This is a genomic window from Sorangium sp. So ce363 (assembly GCF_051520435.1).
Taxonomy (GTDB): domain Bacteria; phylum Myxococcota_A; class Polyangia; order Polyangiales; family Polyangiaceae; genus Sorangium; species Sorangium cellulosum_B.
On sequence record NZ_CP150333.1, the window covers coordinates 4,993,829 to 5,012,379 of the forward strand.

Consider the following 18,551-nt stretch of genomic DNA (forward strand, 5'->3'; position numbering starts at 1 on the left):
GCGCCTCGACGTCGGAGAGCTTGTGCGACACGAGGACGATCGCCTTGCCGTCCGCTTTGAGCCGCCGCAGCGCGGAGAACAGGGCCTCCTGCTGCGCCCCGGAGATCCCCGTCGTGGGCTCGTCCAGGAGCAGCGCTCGGACGCCCAGCGAGAGGAGCCGCAAGAGCTCGATCTGCTGGCGCTCCCCGAGGGTGAGCCGGGCGACGTGCTCGTCCGGGTCGACGGAGAAGCCGAAGCGCGCCGCGAGCGCGAGCAGCTCCTCGCGCGCCGCGCGCCGGGGGAGGAAGACGCCGCCGGCGCGGCCGCGCGTCGCCAGCGGCGAGCGCGCGCCGCCTTCAACGCCGGCCGCGCGGGGCCGGGCGACCAGGTAGCTCTCCAGGACGGTGAGCGGCGGGAAATCGAGCGGCTCCTGGTGGAGCACGCCGACGCCGGCGGCGAGCGCGTCCGCAGGGCTCGCGAGCGCCACCGGGCGGCCGTCGAAGAGCAATCGACCCCCGTCCGGGCGGAGGAGCCCGCCCAGGATGCGGAGGAGCGTGCTCTTGCCGGCGCCGTTCTCGCCGAGCAGCCCGTGGACGGCGCCAGCCTGGATCGTCAGCGACACGCCGTCGTTGGCCTTGACCGGGCCGAACCGCTTCGCGACGCGCTCGATCTCGATCCGCATGGATCACCGCCCGGAGACGGCTACTTGCTCGGCCCGGTGATCCCCCGGACCAGCTGCGGCAGATACCAGATCTGCTGGGGCGTCGCGGCCTCGCCGTCCTTCAGGAACTCGGTGCCGTCCTGGAACTTGAGCGGCCCCTTGAAGAGGTCGAGCCCGTTGGCCAGCTCGATGACGAACGCGCCGAGCGGCGCCTGCGCCTCTCCCAGCGCGGCGCCAGGCCCGAAGCCGACGACCGACGACTCGCCGTTCAGGTCGCGGAAGTCCGGCCCTTGCCAGACGAAATCGCTCGCGTACTTGCCCGCGCGCGCCTTCTCGATCGCGTCGCGGTAGAGCGGCGCCCAGTTGTAGTACGCGACGCCGAGGCAGATCTCCGGCGCCAGGTCGCAGCCGGCCCTGTGGTCGTAATGGACGTACTTGACCTTCTTGCCCGCGCCGCTCGCCTTCTTGGCCTGCAGCGCGGCCTCGGGCGTGTCCAGCCCGGTCATCAGCACGTCGAAGCCGCCGCCGATGAAGTCGTCGGACACCTTGGTGGGGTCGAGGGTGACGCCCGGGATGTTGAACCAGAAGCCGATCCACGTGACCTTGAACGTGAGGTCCTCCGGCTTCTTCTTCTGGTACTTCTCCCAGCAGTACCGCGCGCCGAGGTACGCCGCGGTGACCAGCCGGCGGGTCTCGTCGTTCACGAGCGGGCCGACATATCCGATCTTGCCCGTCTCGGTGCCGAGCGCCGCGGCGCACCCGGCGATGTGCTGGGCCGTCTCGATACGCCCCATGAGGTTGCCCAGGTTCGGCTGGGGCTTGTGGTTCTTGCCCTCCTTCCAGGCGTAATCGCCGGAGATGTGGATGACCGTGACCTCCGGGTGCTTGCGCGCGGTCTCGAGGGCGTCGTCCTTGTAATCGTCGGAGTTGTAGACGACGAACCGCGCGCCCCGGGAGATGAGATCGTCCGCGACCTGGGAACCCTTCACGTTCGGGCGGTCGGACGGGTTCACCTTGTCGACATACTCGAAGCCGACGTCCGGCATCTTGGCGAGCACCGACCGGATGCCGTCGTGATGGGCCTGGTTCCACCCTTTGTCGTTGTAGGGGCCGACAAGCACCATGCCGACCTTGTAGGCGGCGGCCGGCGCCGCGCTCGCCGGCGCCGCGACGCTGGGACCGGCGGTCTTCTCCGAGGGCGGGCTCGTGCTCGTCGACGAGCCCTGGCACGCGCCGGCCAGCAGCGACAGCGCGATGGTGAGAACGGCGGGCGGGCGGGCAGCGGGGCGCGGGACAGCGAGGGCCGCGGGCGACTTCGGCGGGTGAGGTGTCACCGAGGCATCGTGGGCGGGAATGTCGCAGGGTGTCAAGAACCGCCGAGACAGACGACGCCGAGCGCAGGTGTGCTGGGCGTCGTCCGCGTTTCACTGCGGTATCACGATCACGTCTTCGCAGGTGAAGTCGACCCCCAGGGCCGCTTCGGGGTCCGCCTGGATCGTGGCGCACGTGCTGTCGCAGAGCACGATCTGGGTCGGGTTCGCGGCGCTGTCGTAACGCCAGGCGTTCTCGCTCGCGCACTCCTGGTCGTAGGAGAGCGCCGTCGGGTTACCTCCGCCGCTCTGGTACGTCACGCGGACCCGCTGCGCGTCGAAGCTCCGCCCGTCGGGAGCGGGCGGGATCTCGACCGTGCAGGAGACCGAGGCGCCGCGGATCGCGTCGATCGCCGCCTTGAAGGCAGCCGAGGTCGCCCCGGGATTGCCCGTGTCGATCAGGTAGGCTTGCTCCGTCCCGCCCGCGTCGGCGATCTGGTGCAGGTTGTCGAGGTCGTGCGGCGCGCCCTCGATCGGCGGGTTGTCGACGCCGATGACGTACGTCGGGACGCCGTCCTCGAGCGCGCCGGCCGCGGCGTCCGACACGCCCTCGATCCTGTTGGCGTCCGTGCCGCAGCCCGCAGGATAGCCGTCCGTGACGAGGACGATGGCGTACCTGCCGGGCGTGGCCTGCCGCTGGTCTTCGACGTACGAGATCGTCCCCTGCATGACGAACAGCGTCGGCGTGCCGCCGCGCCAGTCGGCGCTGGTGGCCGGGGTGACGGCGGTGATCGCCTCCTCGAAGCGCGGAGAGGGCAGCGGCGTCATCGGGACCTCGGGTGTCTCGTAGGTCTCGGCCGAGCACTTCTCATCGCGGTCCTCGTCGTCGCTCGGAAAGAACCTGAGCGACGCGTTGATGCCCTCGGACAGGGGATCACTGAAGAACTGCTTCGTCGCCGCCACGACGGGATCCCACTTGAGCTCCTTGTCGTACCAGGGCTCGTCGCCCATGCCCATGCTGCCGGACACGTCGAACGCGAAGGCGAGGTACACGGGCTGGAGGTCGGCGCTGGCCGACTGGGTGGCGCACGCCCCACCTTGGCCCGAGGAGCTGCCGTTGCTCGAGGAGCCGCCTTGCCCCGAGGAGCCGCTTGCGCCCGGACCGCCCGATCCGAAATCGCCGCTCGTGCTCTGGGAGCTCCCTTGGCCAGAGCCCCCGCTCCCCGGGCCGCCGCTCTGCGAGCTCCCGTCGCCGTCGCTGGCGCCATTGCCCCCACATCCAACGCCGATCGCACCCACTGTCAGCAACACAATGGCCATCGTGGGCAATCTCATAAGTCGAACCCTCCATGAAGCGCGGCCCGGCGCGTGTCGCCGGCGCCGAAGCCGTCGATGCTGCGTGGGCACCGAAGCAGACACGGCCGTGAAGCTCGCTCCCGATGCCCCGTCACCCGGGAAGCATAGCTGACGGAGGTGGGTGCCGGACGACGCATGGCGCCGAAATGATGCGCCGCAGCCGGGCGGACGCTGCCATCCTGCATATCGTGCGATGTGGATTCCTGTCGCACCGCGGCCTCGGCTGTGGCCGGCGGCGCCGGCGCGAGGGGGCCCAGAGCGCCGCGCGCCACGCATTCCGGCGTGCGGCCCTGCCGGCTCAACTCACCCGGAGGGCGAGCTTGCCGAGGTGGTGAGGATCGAGGGCGAGGTGGGGCGTCGGTGGCCTGGGTCAGGGGACACGTCGGGGCGATCTCGACATGGAAGCAGCCGGACCCGCTACCCCAACCTGGGTCGGGTCGCCGCGAGAGCCGACAGGACCTGCGCGGTACCTGCGCCGCGTCGTGGCGGGGGAGATCCTGGTCGTCATCGAGTCGAACCAGCCGGTGGCCGAGATCAGGCCGGTCGCCGCCTCAGCTCGCGGAGCCGGCCCCTTTGGTCTCTGCTGGCGGGCAGGCGGAGAGGGAGAGCCTCCGAGGAGGCTGTCCGTATTGCTCCACTGCGGGAGCGGGGGCGTTCAGCGAGCGATGTCCCCGCGCTTCGGCCTCACGGGTCCTGGTCGCCCAGCGGGACCATGAGGACCTCCGTGACGACATTGTCGATTACCTGCTGAAAATGCAGCACCACACCGAAGTAGGTGAGCGACAGCGGTGTAGGATCGATGGTCCAGTTCCCGTTCGGGCAGGCGATATCCGGGTCCGGCCGAGGTGGAACAGGCAGCGTTACGTTGAACTCGATGCGACCTGCGCGAGGCTCGATTGTCTGAGGCTCCCCTACCACATCCGTCAACTCGGTTCCCTGGCCGGGCGCAATGTTGCCGCCGGGATTCCTGCATTGCCATGTGGCTACAACCCTATCGGCCGTGAGGAAGGCATCGGTCACGAAGTTGCCGAAACCGGCTCCCGTTCCCTCCACGGTGAGACCAGTCGCGAGCGACTTGGCAATGGTGAGATCTCCAACGATGTGTGCCCCAGGCTTTTGGGCGTTCGCCGGGGTGGCAAATGCCAGGCTCAACATGGTAGCGACAGGAACAACCGCGGTTCGAAACATCGAGCCAACTCTTCCAAAGACAGTGTTCATGCTCGTCATGGTGCGTACCCTTTCTGCTTTTGAACAAGCCAAACAGATGGTTCCTTCTCGATAGCGAGAGGACTTCTGGATGGTAGTTGTACAGCGTGATATCGGACGCGTTGCGGACGCTCCAGCCTTGCCACCAACGCAGCGCTGTATCGTGAGTCACTATTGTCGCCACCTGTGGGATGGTCAAGAAACAATAACGCTCTTCGTGGCAATCGCCGACCTTGGGCTGTGGACAGGATTTTGGCGGATGCCGACTCGGACAGTCGAATGAATGGTCGCGACGTTCATGAGGTCATGCGCCGCAGCGGCGCTGCGACGACGGATGTCGCAGCGCCTCGAGTCTGCTGCGATGGTTGAGCGCGGGCGGGGGCGCCCAGCATGCTCGCGTCGTCGGATTTCGCTGTCCTCCCAACATGGATCATGTCTTGGATTGTCGACGGGCGCGTCCAGGTTGGGCACCGCGCGACGTTTGCATCGAACGCTGCGACAACGCCTCGGCTCCTTAGGTGCGTTGAGTAATCGAATATTCACAACAAAGGAACAGCAGGGGTCGTTTACAACGTACGCTCGGGCATTCCAGACACACAACGACCAGGGGCGTGCGACCGTCACGAACCCTGAGCGCCCTCTCGCGAGCGGATGGCGAGACTCCTGAAATGCCAGATATGTTGAACCAGTGAAAATCAAACTCGGTAGTCCGGGGCGCTTGCCCGCCCTGGGACGATGCGGTTCTGGACGTGCCGAAGTGCCGCGCACGGCCCTTCGAACTTGCAGGTTCGCCAGGTGTCATGGAGCAGATGGAGAGCAGGGAAGCGCGCAGCGACAAAGTGGCTTCACCTTCGCCCATTACACTCCGACGCTCTCGCGCGACGCTGGCCGCTTCCGCGCGGAGCTGACGGGTACGGCAAAGACGATCGCGTTGGCGCGCGTTCAGCGCTCGACGGAGGCGCCGTCGCCCGCTGTCGCGACGCCGATCACGTCATCGAGAGCACGGGCAGCCGCGTCGTTCGTGTCAGAGGGGCTTCGACGAGGACGTGCTCCGCTCCATGCTCCGCATCGTCGAGGAGGCCCGCGGATGCTCCCCGCCGGCGTCGCCGTCTGCTCGCGAAGCGATCGGGCGGGTCACCCGTCCGTGCAGAAGGGCACGCCTCAGGACACCGCCGCCTCGGTGGCGGCCGGCTCCGCCTCGGTTGCGGCGGGCGGCGCAGGCGCGGCAGAGCGCGCGGGGCGGAGCGGGTGCGTCTCGACGCGCCAGATACCGTCGTCCGTCAGGCGGATCGCCGCGAACCTGGCGACGCCGTCGAGGTAACCGTCGGTCTCGTGGCCGAGCGTCGACGAGGGGTGCGCGTACACGCTGACGCGGCCGCCGCTCTTCGAGCGGTAGTGGCCGAAGAACGCGAGGTGCTTGTGCCCGTGGAGCACGAGCGCGCTGTTCTTCTTCGGGTTCTTCTGCTGATACGCCGCGAGCATCTCGAGGAGGCGCGGGCCATCCATGGCGATCATGAACGTGTCGTTGAGAGAGATTGGCCCCGCGAGGCGCGCCACGTGGTGGTGGAGCAGCACGACGACCGGGCCGGACCCCCGCCGGAGCGCGCGGGCGAGGCGACGCAGCTGAGCGCCGCCGATCTGCCCGATCGCGTTCGACCCCACGAACCGCGACCTGTAACGGTTGGAGTTGAGTCCGAAGATCCGGATACCGCCCCCGAGATCGAGCCGCCTCGGATACAGGCCGGCGATCGCGCGCAGCCGCCGTCGCGCGCGCTTGCGGGCCGGGACGTGAAGGGGAGGCTGGAAGGGGCCGCGCTCCACGCGGGTGAGCACCTCGATGAAGCGCTGCTCGCGCTCCGCCCGCTTCGTGAGGTACGGGTCAGGCGACGTGCCGAGGTTGATGGCGACATCGTGGTTGCCGGGCACCATGAGCACCTGCGAGGAGGCCGGGATGCCGGAGAGCGCCGCCTCGAGCTCGTCCCACTGCGCCTCTTCCCCGAGATCGGTCATGTCGCCCGTCAGCGCGACGAGCGGCGGCTTCATGGCGGCGATCTCCGCCACGAGCCGCTGGAGGCGGCCTGTCAGCTCGGCGGTGTCGGGGCGAGGGGCCCCTTCCGGCCACGCGGCGGAGCCCTCCTCGATCTCGTAGGGCTCGCGGCCGCCCGCCGTGATGTGGAGATCGGAGATCTGGCAGAGGACGAGCCGCCCGCCGGGGATCGCGTCGCCAGGATCGGGGAAGAGCGTCGCCGCGCCGCCATACCGCAGGATCACGCGGGTCGCCTCGCCCAGGGCGGACGCGAGCCAGGCATAGAGCGAGAGCCCGAGCGCGAGCGCGGCGAGCGCCGTGCACACGGCCAGGACGAGCGCGGCCCCGCCGCCGAAGGAGAGCCTGCCGCCCGCGGGGAACCAGGACGCGAGGAAGGAGAGGAACGACCCGTCCAGCCACGCGGAGAGCCAGGCGGGGACGCCGATCTCGAGGGCGTGCACGGCGAGCCCGCCGGCGCCGCAGGCCGCGGCGAGGAGGACGAGCAGCAGGATCAGGCGATCGCGGACGACGTCGATGACGTCGACGACCTCGCCGAGCCTCCCCCGGAACGACGAGCGGAAGTAGCGGCTCCCGTAGGAGATCTTCTTCCATGTCTCCGGCCGCCACACGCGGCCTTGGCTCGCAACGCTGGAGACGACGAGGGCCGGGGTGATGACCAGCGCGAGCAGGACGAGCACCGGCAAGAGCGCCAGGTAGAGGACTCGGAGGGCCGCCCTTCGCGCCATGCCTCATTTGACGTGCCCCGGGCAGTACCGTCAAGGAGCCGCTCGGGCCGCGCGCGCCCCGAAAGTTGCCGGAATCGATGGATGCTCGTAGCAGTAAGCGCGAGCTCGCGCGCTGATGTCCTGCACCGAGACGCCGATAGAGCCGGCCTGCGCCCTGCGATCACCCGCGTCGAGCGGCCCGCCGCCGGCGCTCTCGACCGGCGCGCGCGCGGCGCCTGCGCGCCGGCGTGGCAGGGCCGCGGCCCTCGTCGCCGCGGGCGCTGCCGGCGCGGGGGCGGCCGTGTGGACCAGCGCGGCCGTGGCCGTGTGGACCGGGGCGCCCGCGACGGCGGCGCGCAGCGCGGCGCCGCTCGTGGCGAGCGCGCTGCCGGAGCGCGCGCCGACGGCGCCACCAGAGCGCGTGACGCTCACGGCGGATGACGAGGACGCCGAGCCCGGCACGCTGGAAGAGCAGCGCCTCCGGCTGTTCGCGCGGATGCGGCGCGAGCTCGCGCTCCCCGACGAGGCGATGCGGCAGGTCGAGGCGATCTTCGCGGCGTCGACAGTGCTCGGCCAGGGCAACCCCTCGCTGACGCGGCACCCGATGTCGCGATCCGAGTGCCGTCGCATTCGAGCGCTCTCGGGCGTCGAGCCGGCGCGCGAGCCGGCCTGCGGCGCGCCGGGGATGGTGCCGCTCTTCGATCCCACGCGCGGTCAGACCGCGGCGGACGCCCCCGCGTGCGTCGATCAGCTCGAGTTCCCGAACGTGCCCTGCGAGTACCCCGTGGTGCACGTCCGGGCCCGCGAGGCGGCGCTCCTGTGCAGGGCGGTCGGGAAACGGATCTGCGACGCGCACGAGTGGGAGGGGGCGTGCGCCGGCGCCCTCCGGGATCCGGACGTCGAGTACGAGTGGGCGCGCCCCCGGAACGAGGCGAGCTGGCACCACAACCTCCTGCGCGAGAAGGTGTGGAGCTACGGCCCCGCGAAGAACCACGCGCTCTGCGGGACGGGGAGCTCCCGCACGCCGGGCTGTCCAGGCGGCGGGTGGGACCGCTGCGGCTCCAACACGTATCCGGCCGGCGCGTTCCCCGCATGCCGGAGCAGCCTCGGTGTCTTCGATCTGCACGGCAACGTGGCCGAGCACATGAGCCTGCCCATCCTGCCCGAGGAGCTCGCGCGGCACGGCGATCGGGGCTTCACCGAGATGAAGGGGAGCTGGTTCGCGTTCTCGTCGATGGAGGTCCACGCCGACGACTGCCGCTTTCGCGCCCCCGACTGGCACGCGACGCGCCTCATGAGCAGGGGCAGCCACGCGAACTACCACCTTGGATTCCGCTGCTGCAAGGACATCACGCCGCCGGACGGCGCCGAGCGAGACGAGGGCGTCGACCACCAGGGCGCCAGGGGCGCGCAGCGATAAGGACATCAAGAAGAGCGGCGATCAGGCCTGGAACCCATCGTGGCGAGCGGGGCGCGGCCCGCGGCGCGCGCGGGGCCCTTCCGTCTCGCTCGATCCGCGCACGCGCCCTCCGGAGAAAAGTCCTCCAGTTCGCCGGCCGCGGTCGGGCCGCCGGGTGCGCACGCGACGTGCGTACAACGAGCGGCTGGATCCACGCACATAGGTTTGACCACATGAGCCCACGTGCGCGCAGCGGGTGGTCCATGGGCGCAGGATATCGCCGACGCGGCTCGTTTCGAGCGCCCGCCGCAAAGTTGCGGTGGCGGAGGCAGACGATTACGGCCCGAGGTGATCGATTCGTGTCGTGCCTCCGTTGGGGCACAAACGGCGCAGCCTGAGCACGTCAGGCGCAGAGGGTCCGACGTCGCGAGCGGGTTGCGGCCCGGTCAGACGAGCGGCGGGGAGGCGCCGCGCGCCGTCGCCAGCGGGCCTCGAGCGGGGCTCGACGGCTCTCGTTCACGACGGCCGCGGTGCGGGCGGGAGCGCAGGTGACCTGCTCGAAAGCCCGCGAGAGAGGCGCTGCGCGCTGCGCGCGGCGCCCGGCGCCGAGGCGTTGAGTTCGTCATCTCCAGCATGGGGCGCGCGGCCCGCGCGCGATACGCCCTCCGATCGGGGGCCGTCCCGCCGGTCTCCGCGTTGAGAACCCGGAAAACCAAGGCCGGCGTCGATCCAGAGAATGCCTTTTTGCGGACGCGCCAAGGCCGGTGACACGAGCTCGCAGCGGCAGTGTCTGCACACGAGGGCTGAGGCACACACCCTGCTCTTCGATGAGCCCAAGGTGGCTCGGACCTTCCGGCCATCACGGGATATTGAGGAGGACAACACATGCTCTCGATTCATGGCAAGGTGCTGGGGCTCGCGATGGTGATGGCGGCGCTGGGCACGGGGTGCGCCATCGATGCAGCGGACGACGCGGATCTCGACGAGGCCGGCGTCGACGAGGTCGAGCTGGTCGATTCGACCGCCGAGGCGCTCGAGGCCGGCGCGTCTGCGAGGGGCGGGTATCAGGAGCCGTACGGTGGCAAGGGCGGGCCCATCGGCGCGCAGGGCCCCATGGACCTCGGCCAGGCGCCGGTCGGCGTGCAGGGACCGGCGAGCCCCGGCCTGCAGGCGCCGATCGGCCAGATGGGGCAGGGGCCTGTCGGCCAGGGGCCTGTCGGCCAGGGACCCGCGGGCGTGCCGGGCGTCGGTGGCGTGCCGGGTGTGGGCGGGATGCCGTTCGGCGGCTTCGGCGGCTTCGGCGGCTTCGGCGGCTTCGGCGTGCCCGCCGCGATCATCTCGTCGAGTTGCACCACGTTCGTTCCCGACTGCTTCCCGTGCAACCCCTGCAACAACTTCGCTCCCCCCTGCTGCTGCAACCGGCCGCCCCACAACCCCTGCAATCCGGGCATCGGCGGCCCGTTCAACGGCGGGTTCTCGGCCGGCCCCTGCGGTGGCGGGTTCGCGCCGGGCTCCTTCGGTGGCGGGTTTGCGGGCAGCCCCTGCGGTGGCGGTAGCGGGTTTGCGGGCAGCCCCTGCGGTGGCGGTGGCGGGTTCTCGGGGGGCTGCTGCGGTGGCGGGGGGAGCTGCGGCGGCAACAACAGCGGGCTCGGCTGGTAACTACGGGGCCTCGGGCCTCGGCCGCTAGCGCCGGCCGCTGAGAGGGCGCGGGGCTCGGAGGAAACAAGCCCGGCGCCGCGCGCAGGCCGCCACGGGAGAGCGTGAGTCGCTCGCGCTCGATGGCCGATCTCGGGTCGGCCCATCGTCGCCGCCCTCCCGCGCGAGCTCCGCCAGCGCCGCCTCGGGCTCACCACCCCGGCGGCCAGCGGACGGCGGGGACGTGACGGCAGCGCTCGAACGGCTGCAACGGCAGAGGCTGGGCCCGCGCCGGCGGGGGCGACCCATGTGAGGTGAGGTCGTCGCCGCCAGCGCGGGTCGCGGACGCAGGGGGGACGGCGCCACGCGGCCGTGCCCCCGCGGCTCGCGCGGGATGGTGGATGGCCGGCGATGATGGTGAGGTGAGACGCGTTGCGCCGCGGGAGCGCGACGCGGCCCGCGAAATTACACCCGAGTCCAGCGAGTCCGCGCCGGCGGCATGTGCCGCCTTCACGGGCGTTGCTACGCCGTGAGCGATCCCTTAGAGTGGCGCTAACGCTGTGATCGGCACGATCATCGACGGCAAATATCAGATTCGCAAGCTCCTCGGCGAGGGCGCCATGGGCTCGGTCTACGAGGCCGAGCACACGGGGACCGGCCGGCGTTGCGCCGTGAAGGTGATCAGCTCGGCGGATCTCACCCGCGACCCGAAGGTCGTGAGCCGCTTCCAGCGCGAGGCGCGCGCGGCAGGCGCGATCGACACACAGCACATCACCCAGGTGCTCGACGCCGGCGTCGATCGCGGCTCGAACCTGCCGTTCCTCGCGATGGAGTTCCTCGCGGGCGAGGACGTCCACGAGCTCATCAAGCGCGTCGGACCGCTCGCGCCCGACCTCGCGCTGCGCATCGTCGCGCAGTCGTGCATCGGGCTCCAGAAGGCGCACGAGGCGAGCGTCGTCCACCGCGACATCAAGCCGCACAACCTGTTCCTCGCGCGCCGCGACGCCGGCGAGATCCTCGTCAAGCTGCTCGATTTCGGGATCGCCAAGGTGAAGATGGACCGGGCGAACGAGACCGAGAGCGCCGATCTGACGCGCACCGGGAACCTGATCGGCTCGCCGCTCTACATGTCGCCCGAGCAGGCGCGCGGCCAGAAGGAGATCGACCACCGCACCGACATCTGGTCGCTCGGCGCCGTGCTCTACCAGCTGCTGACCGGGCGGACGCCGTACCATCACATCACCGCGCTCGGTGAGCTGATCATCGCGATCTGCTCGGATCCTCCGCCGCAGGTGCAGGATTTCGCCCCGTGGGTGGCGCCCGAGATCGCGGCGATCGTGCACCGATGCCTCCTGCAAGCCCCCGGGCAGCGCTACCAGAGCGCGCAGGAGATGTTCGGCGCCATCCGGCCGCTCCTTCCGTACGGCTGGGGCATCCACGAGGGCATGCTCGTGCCGCTGCCGGAGGCCGTGCACCGGCAGTCCGCGCCGCGGCTCGCGATGAACGCGCCGCCCGCGAACCAGGGCGGCGCGTACGCCGCGGCCTCGCCGGCGAACCAGAGCGGCGGGTACCCCGCGATCTCGCCGGCGAACCAGAGCGGCGCGTACGCCGCGACCGCGCAGGCGAACCAGAGCGGCGGGTATCCCGCGGTCCCGCAGGAGCACCGCGGAGGCTACTCGTCGTTCGCGCCGCCCCCGCTCCAGAGCGGGCCGGCGGCGGCGATCATTCCGGCCACCCACCACGCTGGCGCTGCGACGACGGGGGCGCTCACGCAGTCGCACCGCGGCACGCAGCCCGGCGTTCCGCGGGTGCCGGTGGTGGCCGGCGCCGCGCTCGCCGCCGCGGTCATCGCGGCCGGCGTGTACTTCATCAGCCGGCCGTCGCCGGAGCCGGTCGTGCAGCCGGAGGCGAAGGCGACCGTCGAGACGCTCCCGCCTGCGGCGGCCACGCCGACGTCGACCGGCCCGGCCCCGACGCCGCCGCCGGCCGCGACGCCGGAGGTGGTCGCGGCGGTCGAGCCGCAGCCGAAGCGCGTTCAGGTCGTCATCCTGCCCGCCGACGCCTCGGTCGAGGTCGAGGGCAAGCGCGTGACGACACGCAACGGGATCCTCGATATCACCGGGCCGCCCGGGAGCGTGCACAGGGTGCGCGTCTTCAAGAAGGGGGGAGGCGAGGCGATGGCCGACGTCGTGGTGACCGACACCGGCGCGTTGCCGCCGAAGGTCGAGCTCACGCCGACGTCGGGGAAGGGCGGTCCTGCGACGTCGGCGAAGAGCGCCTCGACCGCGCCGCCGGCGCCTCCGCCCGCGCCCACGACCCCCAAGGGGATCATCGACAACACCGACGAGTTCGGAAAGTAGCAGCGGAACGACAGGCTGAGTACGGTGCTCGATCGAATGGATCTGCGTACGCGGCGCGGCGGCTCTCTTCCTCTCTCCCTCGCGCGGCGTCCCCGCGCAGCGCCGCGGCTGCGCGCGCTCTCGGCCGCGGTCGCGGTCGCGGTCGCCGCCGGACCGGCGCTCGCGCAGCCGGCGCCGCCGGCCACGGACGCCGCCGCCCCGGTCAAGGAGGGCGCCGCGCCCGCCGCGGAAGCCGGCGCGCCGGCCAGGGAAGGCGCAGCGCCGGCCACCGGGGCTGCGGTGCCGGCCGAGGAGGCGCCCGTCTCCGAGACGGACCGGCAGGTGGCGCGGCTCCACTTCGAGAAGGGGCTCACGCTGCTGCGCGAGGAGGCGTGGGGCCCTGCGCTCGCGGAGTTCCTCCTCTCGCGCAAGCTCTTCCCGACGCGCGTGGCCACGAACAACGCCGCGATCGCGCTGCGCAAGCTCCAGCGCTACGACGAGGCGCTCGAGATGTTCGAGACCTTCCTCCGCGATTTCACGATGTCGGCCGCCGAGCGCGCGGCCGCGCAGCGGGAGATCGCCGAGCTGCGGGCGCTCGTGGGGACGCTCGACATCACGAACGCGGAGCCCGGGGCGTCCATCGTGGTGAGCGGCGAGGAGCGCGGGCAGTACCCGCCCGTCAAGCCGATCCGCGTGGCGGCGGGCGCGCACGTCATCCGCGTCTTCAAGGAAGGCTACGAGCCGGTGGAGACGCGCGTCGACGTCGCCGGGGGGCAGACCGCCACGGTGAACGCGAAGCTCCGCAGGCTGACCCGCTCCGGCCGGCTGCGCGTGGTGGAGCGCGCCGGCAAGACGGTCGACGTGCTCGTCGACAACGTCGTCGTGGGGCAGACCCCGTGGATCGGCGCGCTGTCGGTCGGCGATCACATGGTGGCGCTGCGCGGCGCGGGGAAGCTCGGGACGCAGCCGACGGCGGCGCCCGTGAAGCCGCAGGAGCTCACGACGCTGTCGCTGCTCGCCGAGGATCTCGACGCGTCGCTGCGGGTCGACCCCACGCCGCCCGGCGCGAGCGTGTGGATCAACTCGGTCAACGTGGGCAACGGCGTCTGGCTCGGCCGGCTCAAGGCCGGCACGCACCGGGTCGAGGTGAAGGCCGACGGGTTCGTCACCGGGACGCGCACGGTGACGCTGCAGAAGGGCCAGCGCCAGAGCCTCGACATGGGGCTCGAGCGCGACGAGGACGCGGATATCTGGCGCAAACCGCCGAAGATCACGCTCGACGTGAGCGCGTCGTTCTTGCTGGCGCCGACGCTGGGCGGCGAGATCACGGACGGCTGCGACTCGGGTTGCTCCAGCTCGCTCGGCCTTGGCGGGCTCGGCATGATCCACGGAGGTTACGAGCTCGGCTCGGGGATCGGCGTCGGGATCGAGCTCGGCGGCCTGTTCGCGGCGCAGCAGCTCGACGAGCGCTCGGCGACGCTCAGGCCGGTCGGCTACCGGGATCCGCTCGACGGCACGGCGAGCGACACGCTCCGCCTGGGCGGCTTCCTTGCCGGCGCGACGTTCGGATACCACTTCGGCGAGCGCTTCCCGGCGCTGCTCCGGCTGGGCGCGGGGGTGCTCGTCGGCGAGGTCCGCGATGAGCGGACCGGCAGGTTCAGGACGACCGGCGGGGAGTGGTTCAACACGTTCCCGGTGGTCGACTTCGCCTCGGCGACCTACTTCTACGCGGATCCTGAGGTGCGGCTCGGCCTGCGGCTCGGAGAGCGGTGGGAGGTGTCCGGCAGCCTGAAGCTGCTGCTGCTGATCGGCCTCAGCAAGCCGAAGTGGGACAGGACGATCGAGCTGTCGGCCTCGACGGACGGGATCGGCACCTACGAGCCAGAGTCGCTCATGGGGGATTTCGTCTTGATGTTCTCGCCTGGGGCGAGCCTGCGTTACCAGTTCTGACGAGACCCGCGCTGACGCGTCGGTGCGCGGCCGCGACGCGCCGCGCGCCGTTGCATGCGTCTTGATCGTCTACAGCGGTTTCCGCCCCCCTCTGCGCCATCCAGAGCCGCAGCAGAGCGGCGGTCTCCCGCACAGGAGACGGGCCCAGATCGGCGTTTTCGGCGCGCAAGCGCACTCCGGTGCGCTGAGCACCGAAAACGCCGAGGTGGGCCCGTATCCGAAGCGGGTGACCGCCGCTCTAGCGCCGCCGGCGGCGAAGCCCGGCCAGCGCCGCGGCGACGCCGACGAGGACGGAGAGGCCTGCGGTATTGCGCTCGGCGGGGGCGCCGACGACGCCGCAGGAGCAGGACGGGACCTCCGACGGATCGATCTGCGGGACGCACTGGTTCGCGAGGTTGCACACCATGCCATCGACGCAGTCGGCCACCGAGCTGCACGGTGAGGCGCAGGCGCTGCCGCCCAGCGGGCAGCTGTACGGGGTGCAGTCCGTGTCGACGCCCGGGGATCGGAGCGTGTGCTCGCCGTCGCAGCGCGGTCCGATCTCCTCGAGGTCGGCGCAGACGCCGTCGAGGCAGACGAAGTCCTGGATGCAGTCGTCGTCGGAGGCGCAGGAGGTCTTGCAGGCGGTCTCGTCCGCGCACTTGAACCCGCCGCAGCGCTCGACCACCGGCTCGTTCTCGCGGCCGTCTCCTGCGCAGAAGAAGCGCGTGAGCGTCGCGGGACCCACGATGCAGCCCTCGTCCGGGCAGGAGCACGTGAAGGTCTTCGCGACCGCCCCTTCCACGGGGAACATGCACTTGGCGTCGGTGGCGCCGCCGCAGTAACCGGCACACGCGCCCTCACCGGGGCAGGCCTCACGCAGGAAGGTGCCGCCCTCGTTGGGGTGCGGCGACTCGTGGTCGACAGGCGTCCCGACGTTCGTGCACCTGCCGACGTTGTTCACCACGTCGCATGCCTGACACTGGCCATCGCACCGGAAATCGCAGCAGAAACCGTCGACGCAATGGCCCGAGACGCACTGGCGATCACGCGTGCACTCGGCGCCGTTGGCGAGTCGATCGAGACACAGACCCGACCCGGGCGGTGCACCACCCGATCCGGCAGATGCTCCGCCTGCGCCACCTGCACCTCCGCTGCCTCCAGCGGCTGCGCCGCCGGCACCCGCGCCACCCGATCCAGCGGACGCGCCGCCGGCACCCGCGCCACCCGATCCAGCGGACGCGCCGCCGGCACCCGCGCCACCCGATCCAGCGGACGCGCCGCCTACACCGCCGGCACCAGCGCCACCCGATCCAGCGGCTGCGCCGCCTGCGCCCGCGCCACCCGATCCAGCGGACGCACCGCCCGCGCCACCCGACCCAGCGGCTGCGCCGCCTGCGCCCGCGCCACCTGCTCCAGCGGACGCGCCGCCTGCGCCGCCTGCACCCGCGCCGGTGGACGCGCCGCCCGCACCACCACCACCCGTTCCGGACGATGCACCGCCGGCGCCGCCGGCCTCACCGCAGGCGTCCGGATCGCCGACGCCGACGTCGCACCAGCCGCTCTCGTCGCAACCGCAGTCGTCCAGGCAATAGAGGATGCACCTGTTGTTGCTGCCGCAGCGGCCGGGCTTGCAGTCCTTCGTGGATTCATGAGCCAGCGCGCGCCCGTGGCCATCGCAGCGGTTGTGCACTTCGATCTGGTTGACGCAAACGACGGGGAGCTCCGTGTCGAGCTTCGCAGGACCACAGGCGCCATCGCTGCCCGTCCCCTTGCCCGACGCCGTGCACGAGAAGCACTCCTGGTCGCACGCCTCGTTGCAGCAGACGTTCTCCGTATCGGAGCAATGCCCTGATGCACACTCCTGATCGTGCGCACACGCCTCGCCGTTCGCCTTGATGAGCAGCTGCGCGCTGGCGAGCGGCTGCGCGCTCGTGGCCCCGATGCCGCCCGCGACGAGCACCGCCCGGCCTGCGACGCGGTCGGTGCCGGCGTTGACGACGACGGCGGCGTGCTCCCGACGAGCCTCCTGTGCAAGCGAACCGGCCGGCAGGCTGAGGGCGCTGAACTTCCTGGTCAGCGGATCGTAGATGGCGGCGCTCGAGAGCGAGGTCGTGCCGTCGAACCCGCCGGCGATGAGGACGTCGCCGGTGGGCAGCAGGCTCGCCGTGTGGTTGGCGCGCGCGTTCGCCATGGAGATCGGCGTCGGCTGGAGCTCGAAGCCCCGCTTCGTCGGATCGGCCACGCCGTCGTGGTAGATGTCGATGGTGCGGACGTAGGCGCCACCGGAGACCCGGGTGGTGCCTCCGACGAGGATCACCTCGCCTGAATCGAGCGTCGTCGCCGCCTGACCGCCCAGCGCCTCCGCACGGTCGATGAGCGTCGCCGTGTGGAAGCCACGGAGGGCGCTCATCTGCGCCGTCATCGGGGTCGCTGAGGGCGAGAGGACGGCGATCGGCCGGAAGACGCCCTCGTCCTCGTGGAAGATCTCGGCCGAGGTGAGCGCCGCGCCCGAGAGGACGAAGCCGCCTGCGACGAGCACATTCCCCGTCTTCAGGCGGACCGCCGTGTGGGCGTGGCGCGAGGTCGCCATGCTGCCCACGGAGGCGAGCGTGCTCGTGACGGGCGCGCCGCCGTTCGGTCCGAAGGCGCTGAAGGTGTAGAGGGAAGCGGTGCTCGTGGGCTGGTTGAGCGGATCCGCGAGGCCGCCTGCGACCAGGACCTCGCCTGGATCGAGGAGGGTGGCCGAGTGATTGAACCGGCCCAGAGAGGCCCCCGCGTCCCTGACGAACTGGCCGGTGGCCGGGTTGTAGACCTCGACGGCAGCGACCGGCGTGCCGCTGGTGCGCTGGCTGCTGCCGCCCACGACGACGACCGCCGGCGGCGGAGGCGCAGGATCCGACGGCGCCGCCGGGGCGAGCTTCGTGACCGCCGTGGCGGTGTGGGCGCCGCGCGCGACGTCCATCGCGTCGGTGCTCGCGAACGTGCGGTCGAGCGGGAAGTACAGCTCCGCCGTCACGAGAGCGCCCCCGGACGCGTCGAACCCGCCCGCGAAGAGCACGGGGCTCGCAGGGTTCGCCGGGTCGATCACGGTGGCTGTGTGACGGGCGCGCGGCGTGATCATCTGGTTTGTCGTGGCGATCCACTGCGGGTCGACGAGCGCCGGGTACCGAACGCCGGCGGGCTGCCATCCGACGATCACCGTGCACGCCGGCGCGCCCGGCGGGGTGACCGGCCGGCCCCACGGGGCGCGAGGGCTCGTGTCGACGGAGCAGCCCTCGACGGAGAGCGAGGCCGGAACGCGCGCGCCGGTCGCGTCGACGAGGTAGGGGGGCGCGACGCGCAGGCGGGGCGAGCCACCGGCGTCGAGGAACTCGAGCGTGCGCTCCACGAGGCGGAGGCCCGAGACGGCGGTGACGTCGACCCGGTAGCGGAGCTCCTTGCGCGCCGGCTCCTGCTCGAAGACGACGAAGTCCTCGGTGCCGTTCGGGAGGACGCGGTGCAGGACGTCGCGGGCGCCGCCGCCTTCGGCGCGCAGCGCGCCTGCGTAGAGGACGAGGCCGCTGTCGACCGCCGCAGGCACGTCGGCGGCGTCGACGAGGGAGAAGGCGATCGAGACGCGAGACGCGCCGTCGGCGAGGCGCACCGGACCGGCGGCGCGCGCCGGGAGCTCGACGGACGCCGCGGCGGCCTCCGGGGCTGCCACGCGCAGGGCGCCGGCCGGAGTCGCCGCGACGATCTTGACGGGGCTAAAGGCGATGGCGTCGGCGAAGCGCGCGCGGATCGCGGCGATGCGGGCGCGCGCTCCGGGCGGCACCGCCTGAGGCGACCCGGGGCCGGACGGAGGCGAGCGGCGCGAGGCGCCCTCGTCGGAGCAGCCAAGGACCTGGGGGAGAATGGCGCACGCAGAGAGCAGCGCAGCCGTTCGCAGCCTGAAGCCGAGTCGCAGCACGCGGTGGTTTCGCAAGGGTCGTTCCGTGGTCGGC

At 71.6% G+C, this 18,551-nt stretch carries 9 protein-coding genes and 1 pseudogene; 4 read left to right on the forward strand and 6 right to left on the reverse strand.

The window, feature by feature from the left end; genetic code table 11:
• Positions 1-121 precede the first annotated feature (121 nt).
• From WMF12_RS18980 to WMF12_RS19000, 5 genes and pseudogenes are all read right to left on the reverse strand, one after another.
• Positions 122-598: pseudogene (locus WMF12_RS18980) on the reverse strand (ATP-binding cassette domain-containing protein); the annotation flags it as partial.
• Between the two features lie 83 nt (positions 599-681).
• On the reverse strand, positions 682-1,974 hold the full coding sequence (locus WMF12_RS18985) for a BMP family lipoprotein (RefSeq protein WP_437872981.1): 1,293 nt from the start codon (positions 1,972-1,974) through the stop codon (positions 682-684).
• Between the two features lie 90 nt (positions 1,975-2,064).
• Positions 2,065-3,285 (reverse strand): vWA domain-containing protein, encoded by a 1,221-nt coding sequence (locus WMF12_RS18990; protein WP_437872982.1) that lies wholly within the window; start codon positions 3,283-3,285, stop codon positions 2,065-2,067.
• 705 nt (positions 3,286-3,990) lie between these two features.
• Positions 3,991-4,533 carry a hypothetical protein gene (locus WMF12_RS18995; RefSeq protein WP_437872983.1) on the reverse strand — a complete coding sequence of 181 codons (543 nt, stop codon included), beginning with the start codon at positions 4,531-4,533 and terminating at the stop codon, positions 3,991-3,993.
• 1,140 nt (positions 4,534-5,673) lie between these two features.
• The gene (locus tag WMF12_RS19000; RefSeq protein WP_437872984.1) at positions 5,674-7,284 is read right to left on the reverse strand and encodes a metallophosphoesterase family protein; all 1,611 of its coding nucleotides are present in this window, start codon (positions 7,282-7,284) and stop codon (positions 5,674-5,676) included.
• Between the two features lie 115 nt (positions 7,285-7,399).
• Between WMF12_RS19000 and WMF12_RS19005 the strand changes: the two genes are divergently transcribed.
• From WMF12_RS19005 to WMF12_RS19020, 4 genes are all read left to right on the forward strand, one after another.
• On the forward strand, positions 7,400-8,683 hold the full coding sequence (locus WMF12_RS19005; RefSeq protein WP_437872985.1) for an SUMF1/EgtB/PvdO family nonheme iron enzyme: 1,284 nt from the start codon (positions 7,400-7,402) through the stop codon (positions 8,681-8,683).
• A gap of 864 nt (positions 8,684-9,547) precedes the next feature.
• A complete protein-coding gene (locus WMF12_RS19010; protein WP_437747062.1) occupies positions 9,548-10,321 on the forward strand; it encodes a hypothetical protein in 774 nt (257 codons plus the stop codon).
• Positions 10,322-10,857: 536 nt separating this feature from the next.
• Complete coding sequence (locus WMF12_RS19015; protein ID WP_437872986.1) at positions 10,858-12,657, forward strand: serine/threonine protein kinase; 1,800 nt, start codon at positions 10,858-10,860, stop codon at positions 12,655-12,657.
• Between the two features lie 36 nt (positions 12,658-12,693).
• Entirely contained in the window at positions 12,694-14,586 is a 1,893-nt protein-coding gene (locus WMF12_RS19020; protein WP_437872987.1) for a PEGA domain-containing protein, read from the forward strand.
• 238 nt (positions 14,587-14,824) lie between these two features.
• On the opposite strand, the gene WMF12_RS19025 is transcribed toward WMF12_RS19020, so the two are convergent.
• Positions 14,825-18,532 (reverse strand): Kelch repeat-containing protein, encoded by a 3,708-nt coding sequence (locus tag WMF12_RS19025; RefSeq protein ID WP_437872988.1) that lies wholly within the window; start codon positions 18,530-18,532, stop codon positions 14,825-14,827.
• Positions 18,533-18,551 lie beyond the last annotated feature (19 nt).